This window comes from Acidovorax sp. BoFeN1, from assembly GCF_003345135.1.
Taxonomy (GTDB): Bacteria; Pseudomonadota; Gammaproteobacteria; order Burkholderiales; family Burkholderiaceae_C; genus Acidovorax; species Acidovorax defluvii.
The window spans coordinates 23,137-47,041 of record NZ_QOZT01000023.1; the positions used below are offsets into that span (position 1 = coordinate 23,137).

Sequence of the window (23,905 nt, forward strand, 5' to 3'; positions counted from 1 at the left end):
CCTACGTCCCGGTCGCGCTGGCGTCCACACTGACCAGCAATTCGCCGGTGAGGAGCTTTTGCATCAAGCCGCGTTTCAGGGTTCGAAAATGCGATTGCCGGGTCCTCAGTAGTTCAATCTTCGAATCAACGCCGGAGAGAACCTCGGCGATTCGCATCTGCTCGCCGATGGGTGGCAAGACCAGCGGGTTCTTTTCCATGCCAGCCTTGGTGAGGTGCATCATCGTTGAGCCGTGTGTCTTCCCTTTCATCGCAGCGGTCAGCCGGACGAGCGAGTAGTACATGAAACCCTGGTGGAGCCGCTCTCCGCACTCAACCTTCCAGATGTGATAGTGGTAGATGGCCTTATCGCCCCACCAGATGTACGGCCCGAAAGTCGCGGACCACATGTAAAGCAAGTCGCCCTTCTCTACGTACTGATGGTCCGGGAGAACAAGGTTCGAGTAGTAATACTTGTCGCCGCTCCCGGTCAGGTTTTGCAGCCGTATCACGGGGGTTCCCGTCTCTTCCCACTCTGTCAGCTTGTAGGCCCGACCATTGAAGAAGGTCGCCACCGAGCCTTGAGGCACGACTTCCCACCCTGCCGGAATTTCCCCCAGCTCAGTGTCCTTGAACTCGGCGTGAGGCACCCATCGGCCACCGGTATCTAGGGTGCCGACACCTCGGCTGAACAGGGTGTGCATCAAGCCTCGCTTGAGGGCCTGGGTGGCTTCAATCTGGCGCGCAATCACGGCCAGTTTGTCGTCCGCCGCCGACAGGATAGTGGCGATTTCTTGCTGTTCGGGTAGTGGCGGGATGCCGAGAACAATGTCCGACAAGTCAGTCCAGCTAACGCGCGGCATCTTTGTGCCATAAGACAGCACCTTGACGGTCGCGAAGACCCCATCCCCCTGCATCAAGTGAAAGAGGAATCGGTTGTCAGACTGGCCGTCCCTATCGTGAATCGCCAATATCTCTGTGGAGCAGATGCCATCGAATGGAGCGATGGCGTACTTTCGAAGGTACGGGCGCAGCTTTCCGAACAGCACATCGCCCCGCTTAAAGGTCGTCTTGATGCTGGCCTGCACGCCGCTGCTGTCCCAACCCAGCAGGCGGCCCGTTTCTGGCTCGACGTGCTCAAGCTCAACGCACCGGACGCCTTGCTTGGCAACACCCCTGTCCTTCCTAACCGAGGCAATAGCGCCAAGGGGCAAGGCAGACCAATCAGTCGGAATCCACCCCGCGGCGGTCTCCTGATAACCCGGCACGCCTACGATGCTCACGCCCCGGTCTCCAGCAGCCCCAACTCCGCCAGATAGCCGTTCAGACGCGCATCAATGTGGGCTTCTTCCTCGGCCAATGCCGCCAGTTGCGACAAGGTGGCCGCAATATCGACGGTCTCCTCGGTCTCGCCGTTGTCGATATACCGGGCAATATTGAGGTTGCCGTCGTTGCTGCGGATTTCGTCCAGCGGCACCACCCGGCAGTAGTTATCGACCTCGGTCTGATGTTCGAAGGCCGCTTTGTGCGTGCCAGCAATGCGAGCGATGTCCTTGGGGCGCAGGCTGTTCTGGGCCTTGCCTTCGAGGTAGTCGCGGCTGGCGTCGATGATGATGACCTTGCCCTTGAGCGCAGCCGGTTTGCGCTTGTTCAGGACGAGCACACAGGCCGGAATGCCGGTGTTGTAGAACAGGGCCGAGGGCAGACCGATGACCGCCTCGATGAGGTCGCCGGGTTGGTTGCCGCTGGCGGCGTCGGTGCCGAACAGCAGACCCTCGCGAATCTTGCCTTCTTCGCCGCTCCGGAACAGCACGCCGTGCGGCAGGATGATGCCCATGCGGCCATCGGCCTTGAGGCTGGCCAGCATGTGCTGGGCGAAGGCGAGGTCGGCATAGCCTCGCGGCGGGATTCCGTAGACAAAGCGGCCGTAGGGGTCGCTGACCTGCTTGTAGTTGGGCGCCTTGGGTTTCTTGTCGCCTTCCTGTTCGGCCTCGTTTGCCAGCTCCAGCGGCGACCACCAAGCCTTGGCCGAAAACGGCGGGTTGGCAATCACCCGGTCGAAGGTCTTGAGGTAGTCCCCGTCGAGGTGCTTGGGTTCCACCAAGGTATCGCCGCGCTCAATCTCGGCACGCATGTTGTGCAGGTAGAGATTCAACTTGGCGATGGCCCACGTGCCAAGGTTCTTCTCTTGCCCGAACAGCAGCACATTGGGTTTGTCGCTCAAGAGCAGGCCGCCCGGCAATTTGGCGATGTGGTGGGCGCTTTCCACCAGCATGCCGCCGCTGCCGCAGGTGGGGTCGTACACGCTGTGGCCAGGCTGCGGGTCGAGGAGTTCGACCACCAGTTGCACCACCGCCTTGGGCGTGTAGAACTCACCACCTTTCTTGCCCGCGTCGTCGGCGAACTGCTTGATGAGGTACTCATAGGCGTCGCCCAGCATGTCAGCCTTGTATAGGTCGGCATTGCCCAGCTTGTACTGGTTGAAGTGGCGCAGCAGGCGCTGCAACGTCGCGTCCGACAGCACACGCTTGTCACCGTACTGGGTGGCGGTCAGCACGTGTTGCAACTCGGTGTTGTTCGCTTCGATGGTGGCGAATGCCTTGTCCAGTGCCTCACCGATGTTTTCGGTGCGGGCAACGAGACTTGGCCAACGTGCACTGGAAGGGAAAACTCCCCACTTGTCCTGTACTTCGGCCAGGGCGTCCAGTTCGCTCAGTCCGTCGTTTGCCTGTAGTTGTTTGACACGTTCCTCGAAAACATCATTGAACCGCTTTAGGAACAGTAGGCCAAAGATGTAATTTTTAAAGTCTGAGGAGTCGATGGAGCCGCGCAGGATGTTGGCGGATTCCCACAGCCAGGATTCAAGGGCTTCGAGAGTGAGTTGGTTGGCCATGGGAGGGTATAGGTATCAGGGAGCGCAGGAAGGTGATTATTCAATCAACCATGCCTGATAGCGCCGGCCAACTCAAAGAAAAAGACCCATAAATTTCTCAACTTATGGGTCTCAATTTCTCAGCTTATGAGGCTACCTACATGATAAATCAGACGTCAATATTCCCCGCGCGCAGCGCATTGGCCTCGATGAACTCCCGGCGCGGCTCCACCTCATCGCCCATCAGCATGGTGAACACGCGGTCGGCCTCGATGGCGTCGTCGATCTGCACGCGCAGCAGGCGGCGCACGGTGGGGTCCATGGTGGTTTCCCACAGCTGGGCGGGGTTCATTTCGCCCAGGCCTTTGTAGCGCTGGCGGCTGGTGGAGCGTTCGGCCTCCGAGATGAGCCACTTCATGGCCTGGCGGAAGTCGCCCACTTTTTCTTCTTTTTGCTTTTCGCCTTCGCCGCGCATTACCTTGGCGCCTTCGCCGAGCAGGCCGCGGAAGGTTTCGGCGGCTTCGGCCAGGGCGGCGTAGTCGGCGCCGTGCACAAAGTCTTGCGTGATGACGCTGCTCTTGATGTTGCCGTGGTGGCGGCGGCTGATGCGCAGCAGGGGCTTGTCGGTGCGCGCGTCAAACTCGCCGGCCACTTCGGCGGGGGCACCGGTGGTGTTGAGCTCGCGCAGCTTGGCCTGCAGGGCCACGGCGCTGGTTTCGGCTTCGGCCACGGTGTCGAGCTGGAGGGAAACGCCGTCGGCAATGGCGCGCAGGGCTTCTGCGTCCATGAAGTTGCCCAGACGGGCAATGACGCTTTCGGCGATCTGGTGCTTGCGCGCCAGCTCGGCCAGTGTGTCGCCGCTCAGGGTCTGGTTGCTGGCGGTGCCGGTGAACACGCTGGCGTGGTTCAGCGCAATGCGCAGCAAAAAGCCGTCGAGTGCGGGCGCGTCTTTGAGGTACAGCTCTTCCTTGCCGGCCTTCACCTTGTAAAGCGGCGGCTGGGCAATGTAGATGTGGCCGCGCTCCACCAGCTCGGGCATCTGGCGGTAGAAGAAGGTGAGCAGCAGGGTGCGGATGTGGGCGCCGTCCACGTCGGCGTCGGTCATGATGATGATGCGGTGGTAGCGCAGCTTGGCGACGTCAAAATCGTCGTTGCCGGTGCTGCCGCCGGCCTTGCCGATGCCGGTGCCTAAAGCGGTGATGAGCGTGAGGATTTCGTTGCTGGTCAGCAGCTTTTCGTAGCGGGCTTTTTCCACGTTCAGGATCTTGCCGCGCAGCGGCAGGATGGCCTGGAACTTGCGGTCGCGGCCCTGCTTGGCAGAGCCTCCGGCGGAGTCGCCCTCGACGATGTAGATCTCGCACATCGCGGGGTCTTTCTCCTGGCAGTCGGCCAGCTTGCCGGGCAGGCCCATGCCGTCGAGCACGCCCTTGCGGCGCGTCATTTCGCGGGCCTTGCGGGCGGCTTCCCGGGCGCGGGCGGCTTCCACAATCTTGCCGCAGATGATCTTGGCGTCGCCGGGGCGCTCTTGCAGGTAGTCGGTGAGCAGCTTGCCCACGATGTCTTCCACCGGCGCGCGCACTTCGCTCGACACCAGCTTGTCCTTGGTCTGGCTGCTGAACTTGGGCTCGGGCACCTTCACGCTGAGCACGCAGCACAGGCCTTCGCGCATGTCATCGCCGGTCACCTCGACCTTGGCTTTTTTGGCAAAGTCGTTTTCTTCGATGTATTTGTTGATGACGCGGGTCATCGCGGCGCGCAGGCCGGTGAGGTGGGTGCCGCCGTCACGCTGGGGGATGTTGTTGGTGAAGCACAGCACCTGCTCGGTGTAGCCGCTGTTCCACTGCATGGACACTTCCACGCCGATGTGCGTGCCGGGAATGCCGCCGTAGGTTTCTGCCGGGCGCTCGCCCGCCGCATAAAACGAGGTGGGGTGCAGAACGGTCTTGCCCTTGTTGATGAACTCGACAAAGCCGCGCACGCCGCCGGCGCCCGAGAAGTCGTCTTCCTTGCCGGTGCGCTCGTCTTTCAGGCGAATGCGCACGCCGTTGTTCAGAAAGCTCAGCTCGCGCAGGCGCTTGGCCAGGATTTCATAATGGAAATCGCTGTTTTCCTTGAAGATTTCGGTGTCGGGCAAAAAGTGCACTTCGGTGCCGCGCTTTTCGGTGTCGCCGATCACCTTCATGGGCGAGACTTCGACGCCGTCCACCGTTTCGATGATGCGGTTTTGCACAAAGCCTTGGCTGAAGTCCAGCACATGCATCTTGCCTTCGCGGCGCACCGTGAGGCGCAGCTTTTTGGAGAGCGCGTTCACGCAGCTCACGCCCACGCCGTGCAGGCCGCCCGAGACCTTGTAGCTGTTCTGGTTGAACTTGCCGCCGGCGTGCAACTCGGTCAGCGCAATCTCGGCCGCCGAGCGCTTGGGTTCGTGCTTGTCGTCCATCTTCACGCCGGTGGGAATGCCGCGGCCGTTGTCGGTGACGCTGATGGAGTTGTCCGAGTGGATGGTGACCACGATGTCGTCGCAGTGGCCGGCCAGCGCTTCGTCGATGGAGTTGTCCACCACCTCAAACACCAGGTGGTGCAGGCCGGTGCCGTCGCTCGTGTCGCCGATGTACATGCCGGGGCGCTTGCGCACGGCCTCCAGGCCTTCCAGGATGGTGATGGCGCCTTCGCCGTAGCTTTCGCTGGCGCCAGCCTGGTTGGTGTCGATTTTTGGCACAACGGGCTCACCATTACCGGTGGAGCCGTTCTCGATGGGCTCGGGTTGCGTGTTGTCTGCGGTCATGGTGGGCCTTGGGATCCGTGGAAACCGGCGGTTTCCAATATGTTCAATGATAAAAAGTGGCTCTAGCGCTTATGGGGTAAGCGCTAACAGCTATCAAAACAATAGTGTTCTGGTGGCTGTGCTGCGTCAGATGCGCATGGGCATGACGACGTACTTGAAGGTGCTGTTGTCGGGAATGGTCAGCAATGCCGAGCTGTTGCCGTCCGACAGCTCAACCTTCACCATGTCCTGGCTCATGTTGGCCAGGGCGTCGATGAGATAGGTGACGTTGAAACCGATCTCGATAGTGTCACCGCCGTAGTCGATGTCGAGCTCGTCCACGGCCTCCTCCTGCTCGGCGTTGTTGCTGGCCACGCGCAGGGTGCCGGGCTCCAGGTTCAGGCGCACGCCCTTGAACTTGTCGCTGGTCATGATGGCGGTGCGCTGCAGGCTGGCCAGCAGCGGCGCGCGGCCCAGGGTCACGCTGTTGGTGTGGTTGCGCGGGATCACGCGGTTGTAGTCGGGGAACTTGCCCTCGACCAGCTTGGTGACAAACTCCATGCCACCAAACGTGAACTTGGCCTGGTTGTTGGCAAACTGCATTTCGATGTGGGGCTGGTTGTCGCCACCCGCATCAGACAGCAGGCGCTGCAGCTCGATCACCGTCTTGCGCGGCAAAATCACCTCTTGCTTGGGCACTTCCACATCCAGTGTGGCGCTGGCAAAGGCCAAGCGGTGGCCGTCGGTGGCCACCAGGCTCAGTTGCTTGCCTTCGGCGACAAACAAGATGCCGTTGAGGTAATAGCGGATGTCCTGCACCGCCATGGCAAACGACACCTGGCCCAGCAGGTCTTTGAGCGTCTTTTGCGGCACGCTGAACACGGGGCCAAAAGCCGCCGACTCCTGCACCAGCGGAAAATCTTCAGCCGGCAGCGTCTGCAGCGTGAACCGGCTTTTGCCGCCCTTCAAGATGAGCTTGGACTGGGCCGATTCCAGGCTCACCGTCTGGTCGCCGGGCATGGTGCGCAGGATGTCGATGAGCTTGCGTGCGCCCACCGTGGTGGTGAAGTCACCGGTGTCGCCACCCAGCTCGGCGGTGGTGCGGATCTGGATTTCGAGGTCGCTGGTCGTCAGCTGCAGGGCATTGCCCGTCTTGCGGATCAGCACATTGGCCAGGATGGGCAGGGTGTGCCGGCGTTCAACAATGCCGGAGACCGATTGCAGAACCGCGAGAACCTTGTCTTGTGTTGCCTTCAGGACGATCATGTCAACCTCTTGTGGTTTTTGGAACGGTGCGTGGACAGCAGCACAGGTTGTGCCTCCTCCCTGCCGCATAAACCGCCATTTTGCCCGTTAACCGGGGCGCTTCCGTTGGGGGCTTGCACCACCTGCATCAGCCCTTGAGTGTTTGCTCCAGCACATGCAGCTGCTGGTTCAGTTCGGTGAGTTGCTGGCGCTCGCCAGAAATCTTGCGCACGGCATGCAGCACGGTGGTGTGGTCGCGCCCGCCAAACAATTCTCCGATTTCGGGAAGACTCTTTTGCGTCAACTCCTTGGCCAGGTACATGGCAATCTGGCGCGGGCGGGCAATGCTGGCCGGGCGCTTCTTGCTGTACATGTCGGCGACCTTGATTTTGTAATAGTCGGCCACCGTCTTCTGGATGTTTTCCACACTGATCTGCCGGTTCTGGATGGACAGCAGATCGCGCAGCGCCTCGCGGGCCAGCTGGATGGAGATTTCCTTTTGGTTGAAGCGTGAATAGGCCAGGATCTTGCGCAGCGCGCCTTCGAGTTCGCGCACGTTGGAGCGCACGTTCTTGGCCACGAAAAATGCCACTTCCTCGGGCATTTCGGTGCTTTCAGCGCGCGCCTTGTTGATCAAAATGGCCACGCGCATCTCCAGCTCGGGCGGCTCGATGGCTACCGTAAGGCCCGAATCAAAGCGCGAAACCAGCCGCTCGTGGATGTTGGCCAGACCCTTGGGATAAGTGTCCGACGTCATTACGATATGGCTCTTTTTGGCCAGCAGGGCTTCGAACGCATTGAAGAATTCTTCCTGCGTTCGGTCCTTGTTGGCAAAAAATTGCACATCGTCGATCAACAGCAGATCGAGCGAGTGGTAGCGCTCCTTGAATTCGTCAAAAGTGCGGCGCTGGTAGGCCTTAACCACATCCGACACAAACTGCTCGGCGTGGATGTAGAGAACTTTGGAATCGGGCCGGTCGGCCAGCAGCTTGTTGCCCACGGCATGCACCAGGTGGGTTTTGCCCAAGCCCACACCGCCATAGATGAAAAGCGGGTTGTACAGGTGCCCGGGCATGCCCGCCACGTGCATGGCCGCCGAGCGCGCCATGCGGTTGGCCGTGCCTTCCACCAGGGTCTCGAACGTCAGCGCCGGATTGAGCCGGGTGCGAAAGGCGCCGGCAGGGGCTTCGTCGCTGCTGTGGTTCTGTGCGTCAGAAGGGGCGGTGGGTTGGGTGGTTGCGGGCCGGATGTAAGTGCGCGCAACGGATTCGCGCTGAGCAAGCGCTAACTCCAGCGTAACGGATTGCCCGTAAATTGACTCCAGCAGAGCGGCAATACGGCCCGCGTATTGGGCGCGAATCCAGTCGAGCTTGAAACGGTTGCCAACCAGCAGCGTGACCTTGGAAAAATCTTCGGCTACCTGCGCTATCAGGGGCTTGATCCAGGTGTTGAATTGTTGCTCGGGCAGGTCTTGGGCGAGCTGCTCTACGCAGGCCTGCCAAAGGCCCTGGCCGGCGTCGGCACCGGGCTGGCCCATGGGGCTGCGATGGGATTCCTCGGTCATTTCAGGGGGCATTCTTGTTGTGGATAGGAGGAACGGTTCCAGGCGGCGGATTGTAGCTTGTCAAGGAGTTATCCACAATTTTCAAAGCACCTGCGAAAGGCAGGGCTGCGGGGCCTGGGGGCAGGGTTTTTTGTGTTCCGACAAAGGCCCACAGTGCGATGGGCATTGCCAGTTGGCACCAAGCCTGCGATAATTTTCGGTTTCCCTGAATGTGTTCAGGGTGATTTGACCCGGCGCGCCGTTATTTCTGCCCCGCAAGTCTTCGGTTGTGAGCGACTCCCGCATGGGGCGCTGCGGCCACGGATGGCGGGGTTCAAGAGCAGCAGCCCGGAACTGAACCTCAAGGAATAGCATCATGAAACGTACTTATCAGCCCTCCAAGACGCGCCGCGCACGCACCCACGGTTTCCTCGTCCGCATGAAGACCCGCGGCGGCCGCGCCGTGATCAACGCACGCCGCGCCAAGGGCCGCAAGCGCCTGGCCGTCTAAGGCCGTTACGGTCTCCGGCCTGCTCCCCGGTTTGCGCCGCCAGGTTCCAAACGGGGTGCTTGCGTGCAACGGTTGAAAACCCGTCCGCAGTTCCAGGCGGCCATGGCGGGAGGCACTGTCTCCCGCACTGCGCATTTTGCGCTGCACCGTCTGGTGCTGGACGCCAATAGCGCTGCTGCCGCAGTGAACCCCATTGCTTCCTCAGGGCCCGACTCCTTGCCATCTGTGCAAGGGTCGCAGGCCCTGTTTGCCGTGCATGATGTCTGGCTGGGCGCCATGGTGCCCAAACGCTGGGCCAAGCGCGCTGTCACACGCAACACCATCAAGCGGCAGATTTATGCCGTGGCGGACCTGTTCGAGGCCCGTTTGCCGCAGGCGGCCCATGTGGTGCGCCTGCGTGCCACGTTTGATCGCAAGCAGTTCGTCAGTGCCACGTCCGACCCGCTCAAGCTGGCCGTGCGAGCTGAACTGTTGCAGTTGTTTGGCCATGCGGCACGGCGTCCTGCCGTGGCGCCAGTGCCTGAGCAAGTGGCCCCATGATGCGTGCAACACTCATGGGGCTGGTCAAGGGCTACCGGCTGTTCCTCAGCCCCTGGCTGGGCTCGTCCTGCCGGTTTGAGCCCACCTGCTCGGCTTATTCGCTGCAGGCGCTGGAGCAGCATGGTGCTGCGGCGGGCAGTTATCTCACGGTGCGCAGGCTGGTACGCTGCCATCCCTGGTGTGACGGGGGCCATGACCCGGTCCCGCAACAATTGCCGCGCAGCATGCGGCTTTTTTCGCGGCTTTCTCCTTCCAACACCCAACCATCCTCACCAAAGAAGTCTTCATGAACGACATTCGCCGCACCATCCTGTGGGTGATTTTTGGCTTTTCCATGGTTCTGCTGTGGGACAAATGGCAGCTGCACAACGGTAACAAGGCCACATTCTTCCCTTCCTCCAACCCCGCCGTGACGGAGACTGCGCCGGGCCCTGCTGGGGCAGCGACCACCGCCACGGGCGCGGCCAGCGTGCCTTCGCCCACCACGGCGCTTGCCGCGCCCGCGCAAGGCGCGGCTGCGGTGCCGGGCCAGCCCGCCCCCGCGGCGCCCGCCGCGCGTGAGCGCGTCGAGGTGACCACTGACGTGTACCGCCTGACGTTCGACAGCGAGGGTGGCTCGCTCACCCATGCCGAGCTGCTCAAGCATGTGGACATGGCGGACAAGAGCCGCAACTTCCTGCTGTTCGACGAAAGCGCCGCCCGGGTGTATGTGGCCCAGACCGGGCTGATCGGTGGCGCCTACCCCACCCATAAAACGGTGATGCAGGCCGTGCCGGGCCCGCGCGCGCTTCTGGACGGCGAAAACGAGTTGAGCGTGCGCTTTGAGTCGCCCGACCTCGGTGGCCTGAAGCTGGTCAAGACCTGGACGCTCAAGCGTGGCTCGTACGACATGGCCGTGGCCCATGAGGTAGTGAACACCGGCAGCACGGCTGTTTCGCCCCAGCTGTATCTGCAACTGGTGCGTGACGGCAACCCGCCTCCCGGAGAGTCGTCGTTCTATTCCACCTTCACCGGCCCTGCCGTCTACACCGACGCCAAGAAATACCAGAAGGTCGATTTCAAGAAGATCGAAGAAGGCAAGCCCGAGTTCGAAAAGACTGCCACCAATGGCTATGTGGCCATGGTGCAGCACTACTTTGCCAGTGCCTGGCTGCTGGGTGACGGCATCACGCGCGAACTCTTCATGCGCAAGGTGGACAGCAACCTGTACTCGGTGGGCATGATCACGCCCGTGGGCGAAATCGCGCCCGGCGCCAGCAAGACCGTGCAGGCGCAGCTGTTTGCCGGCCCGCAGGTCGAGACCAGCCTGGAAAAGCTCGCCCCCGGCCTGGAGCTCGTCAAGGACTACGGCTGGCTGACCATCCTGTCCAAGCCGCTGTACTGGCTGCTCGACAACCTGCACAAGCTGCTGGGCAACTGGGGCTGGTCCATAGTGGCCCTGGTGCTGCTGCTCAAGATCGCGTTTTACTGGCTCAATGCCAAGGCCTACGCCAGCATGGCCAAGATGAAGGCCGTCAACCCCAAGATCATGGAGATGCGTGAGCGTCTGAAGGACAAGCCGCAGCAGATGCAGCAGGAGATGATGCGCATCTACCGCGAGGAAAAGGTCAACCCCATGGGCGGCTGCTTCCCCATCATGATCCAGATCCCCGTGTTCATTGCGCTGTACTGGGTGCTGCTGTCCAGCGTGGAGATGCGCAACGCGCCCTGGATCGGCTGGATCCACGACCTGTCCACGCCCGACCCTTACTTCATCCTGCCGCTCTTGATGACGGCCAGCTCGCTGCTGCAGACGGCGCTGAACCCCGCGCCACCTGACCCGATGCAGGCCAAGATGATGTGGTTCATGCCGCTGATTTTCAGCGTGATGTTCTTCTTCTTCCCGGCCGGCCTGGTGCTGTACTGGCTGACGAACAACATCCTGTCGATTGCGCAGCAGTGGATCATCAACACCCGCATGGGCGTGCCGCCGCAATTCAATTTGCCGAAGTTCAAGTGATGCTGCAGCGGCAACGCTGACATCCACGAACTGATCCCCGAAAGGCCGCGCAAGCGGCCTTTTTTCTGTCCACCTTGTAAAGTCCTTGCCCATGCTCGCCCGCCACCACGATCCCATCGCCGCCATCGCCACCGCCCCCGGACGCGGGGCTGTGGGTATCGTGCGCGTGTCGGGCAAGGGGCTGGGGGCGCTGGTTAAAGCCTTGTGTGGGCGCACCTTGCGCCCGCGCGAGGCCACTTACCTGCCCTTCCGTGATGCGGTGGGGCAACCCATTGACCAGGGGCTGGCGCTATTTTTCCCCGCGCCCCACTCCTACACCGGGGAAGACGTGCTGGAGCTGCAAGCCCATGGTGGGCCGGTGGTCTTGCAGCTATTGCTGGCGCGCTGCCTGGAGGCGGGCGCACAGGCGCACCCGGCCACAGGCCAACCCGCCCTGCCCGGCCTGCGCGTGGCCCAGCCGGGCGAATTCACCGAGCGTGCGTTTCTCAACGACAAGATCGACCTGGCACAGGCCGAGGCGATTGCCGACCTGATCGACGCCTCTACCACTGCGGCGGCGCGCAGCGCCAGCCGCTCGCTCACGGGCGCTTTCTCGCACGAGATCCATGCACTGCGCGATGCGCTCATTCACCTGCGCATGCTGGTGGAAGCAACGCTCGACTTTCCTGAAGAAGAAATCGACTTCCTGCGCAAGGCAGACGCGCGCGGGCAGCTATCGAACTTGAAGCAAACGCTGTCGCAGGTAATGCAGCGGGCCCGCCAGGGCGCGCTGCTGCGCGAGGGCATCAAGGTGGTGATTGCCGGGCAGCCCAACGCCGGCAAAAGCTCGTTGCTCAACGCCTTGGCCGGCGCCGAGCTGGCCATCGTCACGCCCATTGCCGGAACCACGCGCGACAAGGTGCAGCAGACGATCCAGATCGAAGGCGTGCCCCTGCACATCATCGACACCGCCGGGCTGCGCGACAGCGATGACGAAGTGGAACGCATTGGCATCGCCCGCGCCTGGGACGAAATTGCCGGCGCCGATGCGGTGCTGTTCCTGCACGACCTCGCGCGCCGGGATGCGATGGACTACAGGGCAGCGGACGCAGTGATAGAGAGCACCCTGGCCGAAAAATTGCCTTCATCCGTGCCCGTCATCGACGTATGGAACAAGGTGGACTGCGTGCCGGGGGCCGCACAACCTGCGTCCGCAGGGCGGGCCGCCGTGCACCTGTCGGCCCGCACGGGCGAAGGGCTGGATGCCTTGCGCCGCATTTTGCTGGAGGTGGCGGGCTGGCAGTCGGCGCCAGAAGGCGTGTACATCGCTCGCGCCCGGCATGTGCAGGCGCTGCGCACCGTGCAGCAGCACCTGGAGGAGGCAGCGGCCCAGCTGGATGCCCTTGGCCCCGCACTGGACCTGTTGGCCGAAGAGCTGCGCCTGGCGCAGAACGCGCTGAGCAGCATCACCGGCGAATTTTCGTCCGACGACCTGCTGGGTGTCATCTTCTCCAGTTTTTGTATCGGCAAGTAACGGCATTGGCCGGCTTTTGTTGTAAACAGTCGTAAAGAATGCTTGTGCCTGCTCTGTTACAAGGTTAGCTTCAACAGACCATGAACGCCATTACACCCATCGCATCCAAAATCGATCTCACGGGCCTGCTGAGCGCCATCGCCCAGGCGGATGCAGACGACAGCATGTCCAATCCTCTGACGCCCGCACAGTGGGATACGGTTTCCGCCTACCTGCAGCCCTATGCCGTGCCAGCCGGCCATGTGCTGTTTTCCCAGGGTGCGACGGACAGAACGCTTTATCTGGTCGAGAGCGGCAGCCTGAGCGTGCACTACCAAGACGAAAAGGAGCGCCTGCGGCTGGCGATTGTGGGGCCGGGGTCGGTGGTGGGAGAAGGCGCCTTCTTTTCGATGCGCCCCCGCAGCGCCACGGTGCAGGCCAGCGCGCCGACCAAGCTGTGGACCCTGACGGCTTTGCGCTTTACCGAGCTGACCAACCGCCAGCCCGCCATTGCGCTGGGTCTGGCCATGGCCGCAGGGGCTGTGCTGGCGAAACGGCTGGGCAACCGCCGCCGCCGCGTTGCAGCTACCTGACACCGGGCGTTCTTCACGCTTTTTCCGGGTTCATTGGGAGGTGCTCGCGTGGGCGCGCCGGGTAAACTCAATTCGGATATTTACCGGTGCCTCCGCCAGAAAGCAAACCATGTCCCTGTTCAGTTGGTTTAGCCGCAAACCTTCACCGTCGAAACCCCGTTCGCCCATCGAACCCTCGGGCCTGCTCAACGCGGATGCCACGGTTCCGCTGGCGGTGGGACGCAATCCGGCCCTGGAACCCCGGCCCGTGGAGCACGCTGCCAACCGCAAGAATGAACGCATGGAGCGGCGCGAACTGCTCTACACCGTGGTGCGGGATGCCATGGTGCGTGCCGGGGTACTGTCGGCCAGTTACAAGTTCAAGGTGTTGTCGCTGGACCAGCGCGGCCGGCAGTTTCTGGTGATGATGGACCTGGCCCGCGAGTTTGGCGGAGAAACCGTGCGGCTCAGCGAGATCGAGGCGCTGATTGCCCAGACGGCCAAGGCCCGTTACGACATTCTGGTGACGGCGGTTTACTGGCGCATCAATGACCATGTAGCAGTGGGCATTCCGCAAAAAGGCATTGCCCCGCTGGGGGCCTCTCTGCCCGCAGCCTCTGCCGCAGCCGGTGTGCCTGTGCGGGCGGCTGCTCCCGTGGCTCCTGCGTTGCGCCCTGCCGGGCCGGTTGCCGCCGCAGCGCCCCCTGTGCGGCCAGCCCCCATTGCGCAGGCCCGCCCCGAGGCTTCTGCGGTGCGCCCTGCGCCGCGCTACGAACCCATCGAGGCCGACGAAGTGGCGGCATTCAAGCGCGCGCTGTCGGATGCCGCTGGCGCACGGGCAGCGCCTGCCGCGGCCAGCAAGCCGGGTGTCCCGTTGCGGTCGGGACCTTTGCTGCCACCCTCCCGGCCGACCGGATTTGAAGACACCGTGATGCCCGGTGCGGATGGGGCCTCTCCGGACCTCAGCAGCACCCAATACGGCGACCTCAACTGAAATAGGCTGTGTCGGGCAGCGGCGCCCGACTGCACGCCTTTGCCGGCCCTGCGCTCAACCGGGGGTCAGTGCCCGGTGAAATCCACCAGGGTGTAAAGCGCAAGGCCGCTTTCGCGCAGGCGCTGTGATCCGCCCAGCTCCGGCAAATCGACAATGGCGGCGCCTTCGGTGACCGTGGCGCCCAGTTTTTCCAGAAGCTTCTTGCCAGCCATCATGGTGCCGCCGGTGGCAATCAGGTCGTCGATCAGCAGCACGCGGTCGCCTGGTTTGACGGCATCGGTGTGCAACTCTACGGTGGCGCTGCCGTATTCGAGTTCGTAGGTTTCTTCCACCGTGGTGAAAGGCAGCTTGCCCTTTTTGCGGATGGGCACAAACCCCACATTCAATTCGTAGGCAACCACTGCGCCCAGGATAAAGCCGCGTGCGTCCAGCCCGGCCACCACGTCGGGGCGCAGCGCGCGGTCCATGTAGCGGTGCACGAAGGCATCTATCAGGACGCGGAAAACCTTGGGGTCCTGGAGCAGGGGCGTGATGTCGCGAAACTGCACCCCCGGAGCGGGCCAGTCGGGGACCGTGCGGATGTGCTGGCGAAGGAAGTCGTTGACGCTGAGGGGCTGCATGGGATGGCGCGGTGGGGCAAGGAGCAAAGAAGAAGGCGGCGAAGGCATGGTCTGCCCTTGGGGGAGTGTAAGAGCCGCTTGCCGATCTGTTGAGGGGATGTGCGTGCCAGAAACACCTACCAGCGCTGCCCCCCGTCCACCCCATAATGGGTAAATGTTGTTTCTCCCTGTTCCGCGGGCGGCGTTTGCTCTACCTGCGGTCCGCGCATCGGATTGACCCATGCCCATCTCAGTCCTCTTGATCGATGGTGATTGTGCCCACGCGCAGGCAGTGGTGGGTGCGCTGGTCGATCCCTGGCTGGACTGGACGGTCGAGGTGGCACCTTCGCTGGCCCACGCCCGCCCTGTGCTGGCCCGCCAGCAGACCGATGTGGTGCTGACGGTGCGGCGCGTGGTGGATGGCACTGCCTTTGACGTGCTTGAACTGCTTGACAACGTGCCCGCCCTGCTCATCGTGCCTGAGGGAGAAGAGGCGCAGGCGGCACACGCCATGCGGCATGGCTTCTGTGACTTTCTCGTGCAGACCCCGCAGCGGGACCATCTGCTGGCGCTTCCGGCGCAGATTCAGGCGGTGCTGGAACGCAGCACGGGCGCCCGGGCGCGCCAGAGCGCCGAGGCCATGCTGGCACGCCAGCACCGCTTGCTGCAGGCCATCACACAAGCCCAGGCCATCTTCATTGCCGGCTCGTCGCCTCGCGCCGCGTTTGAGGCGGTGCTGCAGGAATTGATGGCGCTCACCGGCAGCGCGTTCGGGCTGGTGGGGCAGGTGCAGCACAAGCCCGAGGGGCAGCCATTCTTGCGCGTGCATGCCATGACCGACATCAGCTGGGATGTCGCTTCGCGCGCCCAATATGCGCAGCATGCCCAGGAGGGAATGGTCTTTGACAACCTGCACACCCTGCTGGGTGCGGTACTTTTGACGGGTGAGCCCGTCATCAGCAATGACCCCGGCACCGATCAGCGCAGCACCGGGGTGCCGCCGGGGCATCCCGCACTTGAAAGCTATCTGGGCCTGCCCATCCATGCCGCAGGGGCGTTTGTCGCCATGGTCGGGCTGGCCAACCGCCCCGGCGGGTATTCGCAGGCAGATGTGCAATTTTTGCAGCCGTTGCTCAACACGGTGGGGCATCTGGAGCTGGCCCGCCGGGCCGAGCTGGCGCGCAGTGAAGTCGAGTCCCAGCTGGCGCGCACCAGTGCGCTGCTGGCCGAAAAAACCCGTGCGCTGGAAGGCACGCTGGCCAGCGTTTCCCAGGGCATCACCAGCGTGGATGCCACTGGGCACATCCGTGTCTACAACCGGCGTTATCTTGAACTGCTGGATTTGCCCGAAGAACTGCTCGCAACGCAGCCGACCGTGGAAGAGGTGGTGCGGTTCCAGACCGGCAGGGGTGATTTCGGACCCGGGTTCGAGTTGATCGAGCCGTCCGCACGGGCATATGTGGCATCGGATCACTCGTGGCGCGTGGATGGCCCCAGCGTGCCCGAAACCTATATCCGCAAAACACGCGCGGGGCGGTTTCTGGAGGTGCGCACACGGCTTCTCGAGGCCGGTGGGCGCGTGCGCACTTTTTCCGATGTGACCGATTACCTGGGCACACTGCAGGCGCTGCGGGAGAGTGAGGCGCGCTGGCGCAGCCTTACCCATCTTTCTTCGGACTGGTACTGGGAGCAGGATGCCGACTTCCGGTTTGTCCGGTTCGACGGCAGCGCAGAGCGTGATCGGGATATCCCGGATGAATCGCAATACGGCCTGACCCGCTGGGAACTGCCCGACGCCGTGGTGGCGCCCGGGCAATGGAGCAAGCACCGCCAGCAGCTGCAGGCCCACGAGGTCTTTCATGACTTCGAGATGCGGCGCACCAGCAGCGACGGCACGCCCATCTGGGTATCCATCAGTGGCGAACCCATCTTTGATGCCGAAGGCCGATTTACCGGGTATCGCGGCATTGCACGCAATATCACCCAGCGCAAGAAGGCCGAGGCCGAGATCGAGCGGCTCGCGTTTTATGACGAGCTCACAGGGCTGCCCAATCGCCGGCTGTTGCTGGACCGGCTCGCGCAGGCGGCCCAACTGTGCGCGCGCGAAGAGTGCCACGGCGCCCTGCTGTTTCTGGACCTGGACAACTTCAAGGCCATCAACGACACGTTCGGTCACGAATGGGGAGACCACCTGCTGGTTCAGGTGGCGGAGCGCTTGCAGGCTGGTGTGCGGTCTGTGGACACCGTGGCCCGCCTCGGGGGTGATGAGTTTGTGCTGATTCTCCAGCACCTGCACAGCGTGGAGCCCGAGGCCGCTGTCGAGGCCGAAGCGATTGCCCAGAAGGTCATCGCATCGCTGAACGAACCTTTTCAGGTGGACAAACGCGAGATTCACAGCACACCGAGCATCGGTATCGCGCTGTTTCGGGACGCGCAGCAGTCGGTGCACGAATTGCTTCAGCGTGCGGACCTGGCCATGTACCAGGCCAAGGTCCAGGGGCGCAATACGCTGTGCTTTTTTGACCCCGCCATGCAGGCCGCCGCCAGCGCGCGGTCGGCGCTGGAGGGGGATATCCGGCTGGCGCTGCAGCGCAACGAGTTTCTGCTGCACTACCAGCCGGTGGTGAACGAGCAGGGCGAGGTGATGGGCGCAGAGGCACTGGTGCGCTGGATGCATCCGCAGCGCGGCATGGTTTCGCCCGGCGAGTTCATTCCGCTGGCCGAGCAGACCGGGCTGATCCTGCCGTTGGGGCGGCTGGTCATGCGGCTGGCATGTGAACAGCTGGCGCTGTGGGCGGCCATACCCCGCACCGCTGGCTGGAGCGTGTCGGTGAACGTCAGCGCCAAGGAGTTCCGGCACCCCCATTTTGTGCCGCAGGTGCTGGAAATCTTGCAAGAGTCTGGCGCCGACCCGAGCCGGTTGAAGGTGGAGCTGACCGAAAGCCTGATGCTGCACGACGTGGAGGACAGCATCCTCAAGATGCAGGCCCTGCGCACCCTGGGTGTGGGCTTTTCGCTGGACGATTTTGGTACGGGCTATTCATCGCTGGGTTACCTCAAGCGCCTGCCGCTCGACCAGCTCAAGATCGACCAGAGTTTTGTGCGCGACGTGCTCACCGACCCCAACGACGCGGCCATTGCCTGCACCATTGTGGCGCTGGCCCATAGCCTGGGGCTGAAGGTGGTGGCAGAGGGGGTCGAGACCCCGGGGCAGCTCGATTTTCTATTGCGCAACGGCTGCCGCAGTTTTCAGGGCTATCTTTTCGGACGTCCAGGGCCTGTTGAATTGCTATATAAATAATAGCTGTAGGCGCTTTATGGATAAGGGCTTCAGCCGTATTTCATCAAAATTTTTGCTGACCGCTGCAACGGATACGCCCCCGGCCTGGGCTGCCGCGCTGCGCCTCATGGGAAGGTGCCTTGTTACCCCTGCAGCAGCTTGTCCTCGGCCAGCGCCAGTGCGGCCGGGTGCCCCGAGAGCACCAGTGTGTCCCCCGCCGCCAGCAGCGCTTCGGCCACGGCGGCACTCGGGTGGCCGTCGCCCCGCCGCAAATTGACCACCCGCACGCCCATGGCGGGCAACGCCAGCCCACCCAGCGGCTGGCCAATGACCTTGGCCCCTACCGGCAGGGTGACGGTAGACAGGCGCTCCTGGTCGCGCTCGTTCACGGTGTCGTCGTCGGCCCCATGGAAGTAGCCGCGCAGCAGGTTGTAGCGCGCGTCACGCTGGTCCTGCACCAGCCGCAACACCCGGCGCATGGGCACCCCCACCAGCGCCAGCGCGTGGCTGGCCAGCATGAGCGAGCCCTCGATGGACTCGGGCACCACCTCGGTGGCGCCGGCGGCCTGCAGCTTGTCCAGGTGCAGATCATCTTGTGTGCGCACCACCACGGGCACATGCGGCGCATGGGCGCGCGTGTTGGCCAGCACCTTGAGCGCCGACGGCACATCCAGGTAGGTCACGGCCACCGCGCTGGCGCGCACCAATCCAGCTGCCATCAGCGCCTGAAGGCGTGTGGCATCCCCATAGACCACGGAGTTTCCGGCAGCGGCGGCCTGGCGCACGCGGTCGGGGTCCAGGTCCAGCGCCATGTAGGGAATGCCCTCGCGGTCCAGCATCCGGGCCAGGTTTTGCCCGCAACGGCCAAAACCACAAATGATCACGTGTTTGCTGGTGTTGATGGACTTGCGTGCAATGGTGGTCATCTGCAGTGACTGCTGCAGCCAGTCGCTGGCCACCAGCTTCATCACGATGCGATTGCTGTACATGATGAGAAACGGCGTGGCCAGCATCGACAGCACCATGGCCGCCAAAATGGGGTTCATGAGTGCTGGCTGCACCAGCCGGTTCTCCAGCGTGAGCGACAGCAGCACAAAGCCGAACTCGCCCGCCTGCGCCAGATACAGGCCGGTGCGCAAGGCCACCCCGGTGGTGGCGCCCATGCTGCGCGCCAGCACCAGGATGAGCACCAGCTTGAGCAGCAGCGGCACCGTGATCAGCACCAGCACCAGCGCCCAGCGGTCCACCAGAATGTGCCAGTCCAGCATCATGCCGATGGTGATGAAAAACAGGCCCAGCAGCACGTCATGAAACGGGCGGATGTCGGTGCCCACCTGGTGCCGGTATTCGGTCTCCGAGACCAGCACCCCCGCAATGAAGGCGCCCAGCGCCAGGCTCAGGCCCGCCAGCTCGGTCAGCCACGCCAGCCCCAGCGTGATCAGCAGCAGGTTCAGCATGAACAGCTCGTCGCTCTTGCGCCGGGCCACCTGCGTGAGCCACCAGCGCATCAGGCGCTGGCCGCCCGTGAGCAGCAGGCCCACCAGCACGGCGGCCTTGAGCAGCGCCAGCCCCAGGGCGGTCAGCAGGCGGTCGGGCGACGAGCTGAGCGCCGGAATCAGAATCAGCAGGGGCACCACCGCAAGGTCCTGGAACAGCAGGATGCCCATCACGCGGCGGCCATGTTCGCTTTCGAGCTCGGAGCGCTCGGCCATCAGCTTGACGACGATGGCCGTGCTGCTCATGGCCAGCACGCCCGACAGCGCCAGCGCCGACTGCCAGCCCATCTCCCACACACCACCCACCAGGTGCGCCAGCGCCAGGGCCAGCCCCGTGACCACCAGCATGCTCAGCACCACCTGCGCCAGCCCCAGGCCAAACACCTGGCGGCGCATGGCGCGCAGCTTGGGCAGGCTGAACTCCAGCCCGATGGCAAACATCAGGAATACCACCCCGAACTCGCCCAGATGGCGCACACCCTCCGAGTTCTGGGCCAGTGCCAGCGCATGGGGCCCGATCAGCACGCCCGCGGCAAGATACCCCAGCATCGGCGGCAGTTTGAGGCTGCGGCACACCACCACGCCCAACACCGCGGCCAGTAGGTAAAGCAAGGTCAGCGCGAGTGAGGACATCTACCAATGCTATCCGAGCCCATGCACCCCGGTCGATAGAATCCGCGCATGACTCCCGCCACCCATTCCACTCTTGATCCGGATCAGGCCCTGCACCTGGCGCGGGAAACGTTTGACATCGAGGCGTCTGCCCTGAGGGGGTTGGCTGCCCGCGTGGATGCCCGGTTTGTGCAGGCGGTGCAGCGGGTTTTGCAGACCACCGGGCGCGTGGTGGTCATGGGAATGGGCAAGAGCGGCCATATCGGACGCAAGATTGCGGCCACGCTGGCATCCACCGGCACGCCGGCTTTTTTTGTGCACCCCGCCGAGGCCAGCCACGGTGATCTGGGCATGGTGACCGGCCAGGATCTGGTGCTGGCGATCTCCAACAGCGGCGAAAGTGGCGAACTCACGGCGCTGCTGCCGGTGCTCAAGCGCCTGGGCGTGCCCCTGATCGCCATGACGGGCGGGCTGAACTCCACCTTGGCCCGCCACGCAGACCTCACGCTCGACTGCAGCGTGGAGCGCGAGGCCTGCCCGATGAACCTGGCACCCACGGCCAGCACCACCGCCCAGCTGGCGATGGGCGATGCCCTGGCCGTGGTCCTGCTCGATGCGCGGGGTTTTCGCCCGGAGGACTTTGCGCGCTCGCACCCCGGCGGCGCCCTGGGCCGCAAACTGCTGACGCATGTGAGCGATGTCATGCGTTCCGGCGATGCTGTCCCTCGCGTCTTGCCCGAAGCTTCTTTCAGCGAATTGATGCGGGAAATGAGTGCCAAGGGACTGGGCTCCGCCGCCGTGGTGGATGGCGCGGGGCAGGTGCTGGGCATCTTTACCGACGGCGATTTGCGCCGCCGCATCGAAGCGGGCGCCGACCTGCGCACGGCCACGGCCGCCCAGGTCATGCACGCCACGCCCCGCCGCATTGCACCCGACGCCCTGGCGGTCAATGCCGCCGAAATGATGGAGACCCACGGCATCACCAGCGTGCTGGTGGTGGGCGCGAACGGAACGCTGGAAGGCGTGGTCCATATCCGCGACCTGATGCGGGCCAAGGTGATCTGATGAGCGCCATCCCCCCTTCATTTTCAGCAGCCGACAGCAGCCCGGCGCTCAGCTTCGATCCCGTGCTGCTGCTGCAGGCCCAGGGCGTGCGCGTGGCCTTTTTCGATGTGGACGGGGTGCTGACCGATGGCGGCCTGTATTTCAGCGAAACCGGCGAAACGCTCAAGCGCTTCAACACCCTGGACGGGCATGGCCTGAAGTTGCTGCAGAAGGCCGGCATCACCCCGGCCGTGATCACTGGCCGCGATTCGGCCCCGTTGCGCCTGCGCCTGAAGGCGCTGGGTGTCGAGCATGCTGTGTTTGGCACCGAAGACAAGCGCCCCGCGGCCGAGCAGATGCTGGCGAGCCTGGGGTTTTCGTGGTTGCAGGCGGCTGCCATGGGTGACGACTGGCCCGATCTGCCCGTCATGCGCCGCTGCGCCCTGGCCTGCGCCCCCGCCAATGCCCATGTGGAGGTTCGCCATGCAGCGCACCACACCACCGTGGCGCGTGGCGGTGAAGGGGCTGCGCGCGAGTTTTGTGATCTGCTACTGGTGGCCAGTGGCCGCTATGCAGCCTTGCTGGCGGACTACACGCAATGACGCCCGTGATGCGCCAAGGCTGGGAAAAGTTTTCACTTTACCTCCCGATCATCCTCATGGGGATGCTCGCGCTGGGCACCTGGTGGCTGGTGCGCAATGCCCCCGCGCCCATTGCCGCAGCGGCCGGGCCCAGCAATCCACACCAGCCCGACTATTTCATGAAGCTCTTTTCGGTCAAGAGCTTTGATGCCACGGGGCGGATGCAAAGCGAAATCAAGGGCGAGATGGGGCGGCATTATCCCGATACGGACACCCTGGAGGTCGACAAAGTCCACATGCGATCGGTGACGCCGCAGGGTCTTGTGACCCTGGCCACGGCCGATCGCGCCCTGAGCAACGCCGACGGCTCTGAAGTGCAGTTGTTTGGCAATGCGGTGGTCACGCGCGAGGCGCTACCGGGAGGCGCTGGCACGGCGCAACCGCGCCTGGAGTTCCGTGGTGAATTCCTGCACGCCTTCACACAGGCCGAGCGGGTGCGGTCAGACCAGCCGGTCGTCCTCATCCGGGGCAACGACCGGTTCACGGCCGACGCCATGGAATACGACCACCTTGACCAGGTGCTGCAATTGCGCGGGCGTGTGCGTGGCGTTCTGATGCCTGCTGCGTCGCGATAAGTCGAGCACAGCGCCGAAGCCGCCCCATGACTGCACCACTCGTCTTCATTACCGGCGCCTCCAGTGGAATCGGCCAGGCGCTGGCCCTGCGTTTTCATCGGCAAGGCTATCGGCTGGCGCTGGTGGCGCGGCGCACATCTGAGATCAAATCATGGGCTGGCGCCCATCAGATAAGCGCTGACAGCTATGAAATATATAGTGCGGATGTGTCCGTGCCCGAAAGCATCATGGCGGCGGGCCAGGACTGCAAGGCACGCCAGGGGCTGCCCGATGTGGTGATTGCCAACGCCGGCATCAGTGTGGGCATGGACACCGCCATTGGCGCAGATATTGAGGTCATGGCGCGCACCTTTGCCACCAACAATATCGGCATGGCGGCCACCTTCCAACCGTTTGTGGACGGCATGGTGCAACGCCAGTCCGGCACCTTGGTGGGTATTGCCAGCGTGGCGGGAGTTCGGGGCTTGCCAGGGCATGGGGCCTACTGCGCCAGCAAGGCGGCGGTCATCAGCTATTGCGAGAGCCTGCGTGGCGAAATGCGCCCGCATGGGGTGCGTGTGGTCACCCTCTCGCCCGGCTATATCGACACGCCGCTCACCCGCCAGAACCGCTACGCCATGCCGTTCCTGATGCAGGCCGATGATTTTGCAGACCGTGCTTTCAACGCCATTGCCGCAGGTGCACGCCACCGGGTCATTCCCTGGCAGATGGGCATCGTCGCCGGGCTGCTGCGCATGCTACCGAACGCGCTGTTCGACCAATTGTTGGCAGGCCGCCCGCGCAAGCACCGCCAGGGTGAGGTGCAATAGCCCGAAGGGCGGGGTCAAGCCTGTCATGCGATGGCGTGCCGGGTGCCGACATTTTTCAATAAGGCCGCCTGATTTTTCCAAACCCTTGGCCATGAAAAAAGCCCCCGAAGGGGCTTGTCTCAAGAAAACCTGTAGGTGAGTGGTTCAGTAGCCGTTGCCGCCACCGTAGCCACCACCGCCGCCGCTGCGGCCACCGCTGCCGCCGCCATTGCGTGAACCCGTGCCATAGGGGCTGCGAAAGCCGCCTTCACTGCGACCGCCGCCACCGTAGCCGCCACCATCACCTCGGCCACCACCTCCATAGCCACCGCCGCCGCCTTCACGGCCACCTCCGTAGCC

Annotated in this window: 20 protein-coding genes; 12 read left to right on the forward strand and 8 right to left on the reverse strand. The window is 63.5% G+C overall.

Annotated features, from left to right (window positions below; translation table 11 throughout):
* Window position 1 precedes the first annotated feature (1 nt).
* The 5 genes from DTW89_RS07765 to dnaA all read right to left on the reverse strand — a co-directional run bounded on the left by DTW89_RS07765 (window position 2) and on the right by dnaA (window position 8,423).
* On the reverse strand, window positions 2-1,261 hold the full coding sequence (locus DTW89_RS07765; protein WP_114655522.1) for a restriction endonuclease subunit S: 1,260 nt from the start codon (window positions 1,259-1,261) through the stop codon (window positions 2-4).
* Window positions 1,258-2,871 (reverse strand): type I restriction-modification system subunit M, encoded by a 1,614-nt coding sequence (locus DTW89_RS07770; RefSeq protein WP_114655523.1) that lies wholly within the window; start codon window positions 2,869-2,871, stop codon window positions 1,258-1,260. The genes DTW89_RS07765 and DTW89_RS07770 overlap by 4 nt, the downstream gene beginning before the upstream one ends.
* A 148-nt stretch (window positions 2,872-3,019) precedes the next feature.
* Window positions 3,020-5,635: a DNA topoisomerase (ATP-hydrolyzing) subunit B gene (gene gyrB / locus DTW89_RS07775; RefSeq protein ID WP_114655524.1), complete on the reverse strand. Its 2,616-nt coding sequence runs from the start codon at window positions 5,633-5,635 to the stop codon at window positions 3,020-3,022.
* Between the two features lie 126 nt (window positions 5,636-5,761).
* Window positions 5,762-6,880, reverse strand: a complete 1,119-nt coding sequence (dnaN, locus tag DTW89_RS07780; protein WP_024813491.1) for a DNA polymerase III subunit beta — start codon at window positions 6,878-6,880, stop codon at window positions 5,762-5,764.
* Between the two features lie 127 nt (window positions 6,881-7,007).
* The gene (dnaA, locus tag DTW89_RS07785; protein ID WP_081739319.1) at window positions 7,008-8,423 is read right to left on the reverse strand and encodes a chromosomal replication initiator protein DnaA; all 1,416 of its coding nucleotides are present in this window, start codon (window positions 8,421-8,423) and stop codon (window positions 7,008-7,010) included.
* Window positions 8,424-8,778: 355 nt separating this feature from the next.
* On the opposite strand from dnaA, the gene rpmH reads away from it, so the two are divergent.
* The 7 genes from rpmH (at window position 8,779) to DTW89_RS07820 (ending at window position 14,510) form a co-directional block, all read left to right on the forward strand.
* Window positions 8,779-8,913, forward strand: coding sequence for a 50S ribosomal protein L34 (rpmH, locus tag DTW89_RS07790; protein ID WP_005798102.1), 135 nt, complete (start codon window positions 8,779-8,781; stop codon window positions 8,911-8,913).
* 63 nt (window positions 8,914-8,976) lie between these two features.
* The gene (locus tag DTW89_RS07795; RefSeq protein ID WP_114655525.1) at window positions 8,977-9,453 is read left to right on the forward strand and encodes a ribonuclease P protein component; all 477 of its coding nucleotides are present in this window, start codon (window positions 8,977-8,979) and stop codon (window positions 9,451-9,453) included.
* Complete coding sequence (yidD, locus tag DTW89_RS07800; RefSeq protein ID WP_111865151.1) at window positions 9,450-9,743, forward strand: membrane protein insertion efficiency factor YidD; 294 nt, start codon at window positions 9,450-9,452, stop codon at window positions 9,741-9,743. The genes DTW89_RS07795 and yidD overlap by 4 nt, the downstream gene beginning before the upstream one ends.
* Window positions 9,740-11,452 (forward strand): membrane protein insertase YidC, encoded by a 1,713-nt coding sequence (yidC, locus tag DTW89_RS07805; RefSeq protein ID WP_114655526.1) that lies wholly within the window; start codon window positions 9,740-9,742, stop codon window positions 11,450-11,452. Before yidD ends, yidC begins: the two co-directional genes overlap by 4 nt.
* Window positions 11,453-11,543: 91 nt before the next feature.
* Window positions 11,544-12,965 carry a tRNA uridine-5-carboxymethylaminomethyl(34) synthesis GTPase MnmE gene (mnmE, locus tag DTW89_RS07810; protein ID WP_114655527.1) on the forward strand — a complete coding sequence of 474 codons (1,422 nt, stop codon included), beginning with the start codon at window positions 11,544-11,546 and terminating at the stop codon, window positions 12,963-12,965.
* Between the two features lie 80 nt (window positions 12,966-13,045).
* Window positions 13,046-13,537, forward strand: a complete 492-nt coding sequence (locus tag DTW89_RS07815) for a Crp/Fnr family transcriptional regulator (RefSeq protein ID WP_024813485.1) — start codon at window positions 13,046-13,048, stop codon at window positions 13,535-13,537.
* A 109-nt stretch (window positions 13,538-13,646) separates the two neighbouring features.
* A complete protein-coding gene (locus DTW89_RS07820) occupies window positions 13,647-14,510 on the forward strand; it encodes a hypothetical protein (RefSeq protein WP_114655528.1) in 864 nt (287 codons plus the stop codon).
* 65 nt (window positions 14,511-14,575) lie between these two features.
* Here the strand turns inward: DTW89_RS07820 and DTW89_RS07825 are convergent, their stop codons facing one another.
* The gene (locus DTW89_RS07825) at window positions 14,576-15,130 is read right to left on the reverse strand and encodes an adenine phosphoribosyltransferase (RefSeq protein WP_114655529.1); all 555 of its coding nucleotides are present in this window, start codon (window positions 15,128-15,130) and stop codon (window positions 14,576-14,578) included.
* A 220-nt stretch (window positions 15,131-15,350) separates the two neighbouring features.
* On the opposite strand from DTW89_RS07825, the gene DTW89_RS07830 reads away from it, so the two are divergent.
* On the forward strand, window positions 15,351-18,410 hold the full coding sequence (locus tag DTW89_RS07830) for an EAL domain-containing protein (RefSeq protein ID WP_114655530.1): 3,060 nt from the start codon (window positions 15,351-15,353) through the stop codon (window positions 18,408-18,410).
* A 122-nt stretch (window positions 18,411-18,532) separates the two neighbouring features.
* Here DTW89_RS07830 and DTW89_RS07835 read toward each other — a convergent pair whose 3' ends face one another.
* The gene (locus tag DTW89_RS07835) at window positions 18,533-20,518 is read right to left on the reverse strand and encodes a cation:proton antiporter (protein WP_114655531.1); all 1,986 of its coding nucleotides are present in this window, start codon (window positions 20,516-20,518) and stop codon (window positions 18,533-18,535) included.
* Window positions 20,519-20,566: 48 nt separating this feature from the next.
* Here DTW89_RS07835 and DTW89_RS07840 point away from each other — a divergent pair, with 48 nt between their 5' ends.
* Genes DTW89_RS07840 through DTW89_RS07855 form a run of 4 tightly spaced genes read left to right on the forward strand, consistent with a single transcriptional unit; the run spans window position 20,567 to window position 23,566 of the window.
* Window positions 20,567-21,562, forward strand: coding sequence for a KpsF/GutQ family sugar-phosphate isomerase (locus DTW89_RS07840; RefSeq protein WP_024813480.1), 996 nt, complete (start codon window positions 20,567-20,569; stop codon window positions 21,560-21,562).
* A complete protein-coding gene (locus DTW89_RS07845; protein WP_114655532.1) occupies window positions 21,562-22,143 on the forward strand; it encodes a KdsC family phosphatase in 582 nt (193 codons plus the stop codon). Before DTW89_RS07840 ends, DTW89_RS07845 begins: the two co-directional genes overlap by 1 nt.
* Complete coding sequence (gene lptC, locus DTW89_RS07850; RefSeq protein WP_114655533.1) at window positions 22,140-22,757, forward strand: LPS export ABC transporter periplasmic protein LptC; 618 nt, start codon at window positions 22,140-22,142, stop codon at window positions 22,755-22,757. The genes DTW89_RS07845 and lptC overlap by 4 nt, the downstream gene beginning before the upstream one ends.
* Window positions 22,758-22,783: 26 nt before the next feature.
* Window positions 22,784-23,566 carry an SDR family oxidoreductase gene (locus DTW89_RS07855; RefSeq protein ID WP_114655534.1) on the forward strand — a complete coding sequence of 261 codons (783 nt, stop codon included), beginning with the start codon at window positions 22,784-22,786 and terminating at the stop codon, window positions 23,564-23,566.
* A 144-nt stretch (window positions 23,567-23,710) separates the two neighbouring features.
* Here DTW89_RS07855 and DTW89_RS07860 read toward each other — a convergent pair.
* A partial coding sequence (locus DTW89_RS07860; protein WP_201740965.1) for a hypothetical protein occupies window positions 23,711-23,905 on the reverse strand: 195 nt, incomplete at its 5' end.

Excerpts from the sequence above, each read along its gene's own strand:
- DTW89_RS07770 (WP_114655523.1), bottom strand. The coding sequence starts at position 2,871 with ATGGCCAACCAACTCACTCTCGAAGCCCTTGAATCCTGGCTGTGGGAA.
- DTW89_RS07840 (WP_024813480.1), top strand. The coding sequence starts at position 20,567 with ATGACTCCCGCCACCCATTCCACTCTTGATCCGGATCAGGCCCTGCAC.
- DTW89_RS07835 (WP_114655531.1), bottom strand. The coding sequence starts at position 20,518 with ATGTCCTCACTCGCGCTGACCTTGCTTTACCTACTGGCCGCGGTGTTG.
- lptC (WP_114655533.1), top strand. The coding sequence starts at position 22,140 with ATGACGCCCGTGATGCGCCAAGGCTGGGAAAAGTTTTCACTTTACCTC.
- yidD (WP_111865151.1), top strand. The coding sequence starts at position 9,450 with ATGATGCGTGCAACACTCATGGGGCTGGTCAAGGGCTACCGGCTGTTC.
- yidC (WP_114655526.1), top strand. The coding sequence starts at position 9,740 with ATGAACGACATTCGCCGCACCATCCTGTGGGTGATTTTTGGCTTTTCC.
- DTW89_RS07855 (WP_114655534.1), top strand. The coding sequence starts at position 22,784 with ATGACTGCACCACTCGTCTTCATTACCGGCGCCTCCAGTGGAATCGGC.
- gyrB (WP_114655524.1), bottom strand. The coding sequence starts at position 5,635 with ATGACCGCAGACAACACGCAACCCGAGCCCATCGAGAACGGCTCCACC.
- DTW89_RS07820 (WP_114655528.1), top strand. The coding sequence starts at position 13,647 with ATGTCCCTGTTCAGTTGGTTTAGCCGCAAACCTTCACCGTCGAAACCC.
- dnaN (WP_024813491.1), bottom strand. The coding sequence starts at position 6,880 with ATGATCGTCCTGAAGGCAACACAAGACAAGGTTCTCGCGGTTCTGCAA.
- DTW89_RS07830 (WP_114655530.1), top strand. The coding sequence starts at position 15,351 with ATGCCCATCTCAGTCCTCTTGATCGATGGTGATTGTGCCCACGCGCAG.
- DTW89_RS07845 (WP_114655532.1), top strand. The coding sequence starts at position 21,562 with ATGAGCGCCATCCCCCCTTCATTTTCAGCAGCCGACAGCAGCCCGGCG.
- mnmE (WP_114655527.1), top strand. The coding sequence starts at position 11,544 with ATGCTCGCCCGCCACCACGATCCCATCGCCGCCATCGCCACCGCCCCC.
- DTW89_RS07815 (WP_024813485.1), top strand. The coding sequence starts at position 13,046 with ATGAACGCCATTACACCCATCGCATCCAAAATCGATCTCACGGGCCTG.
- DTW89_RS07825 (WP_114655529.1), bottom strand. The coding sequence starts at position 15,130 with ATGCAGCCCCTCAGCGTCAACGACTTCCTTCGCCAGCACATCCGCACG.
- dnaA (WP_081739319.1), bottom strand. The coding sequence starts at position 8,423 with ATGACCGAGGAATCCCATCGCAGCCCCATGGGCCAGCCCGGTGCCGAC.
- rpmH (WP_005798102.1), top strand. The coding sequence starts at position 8,779 with ATGAAACGTACTTATCAGCCCTCCAAGACGCGCCGCGCACGCACCCAC.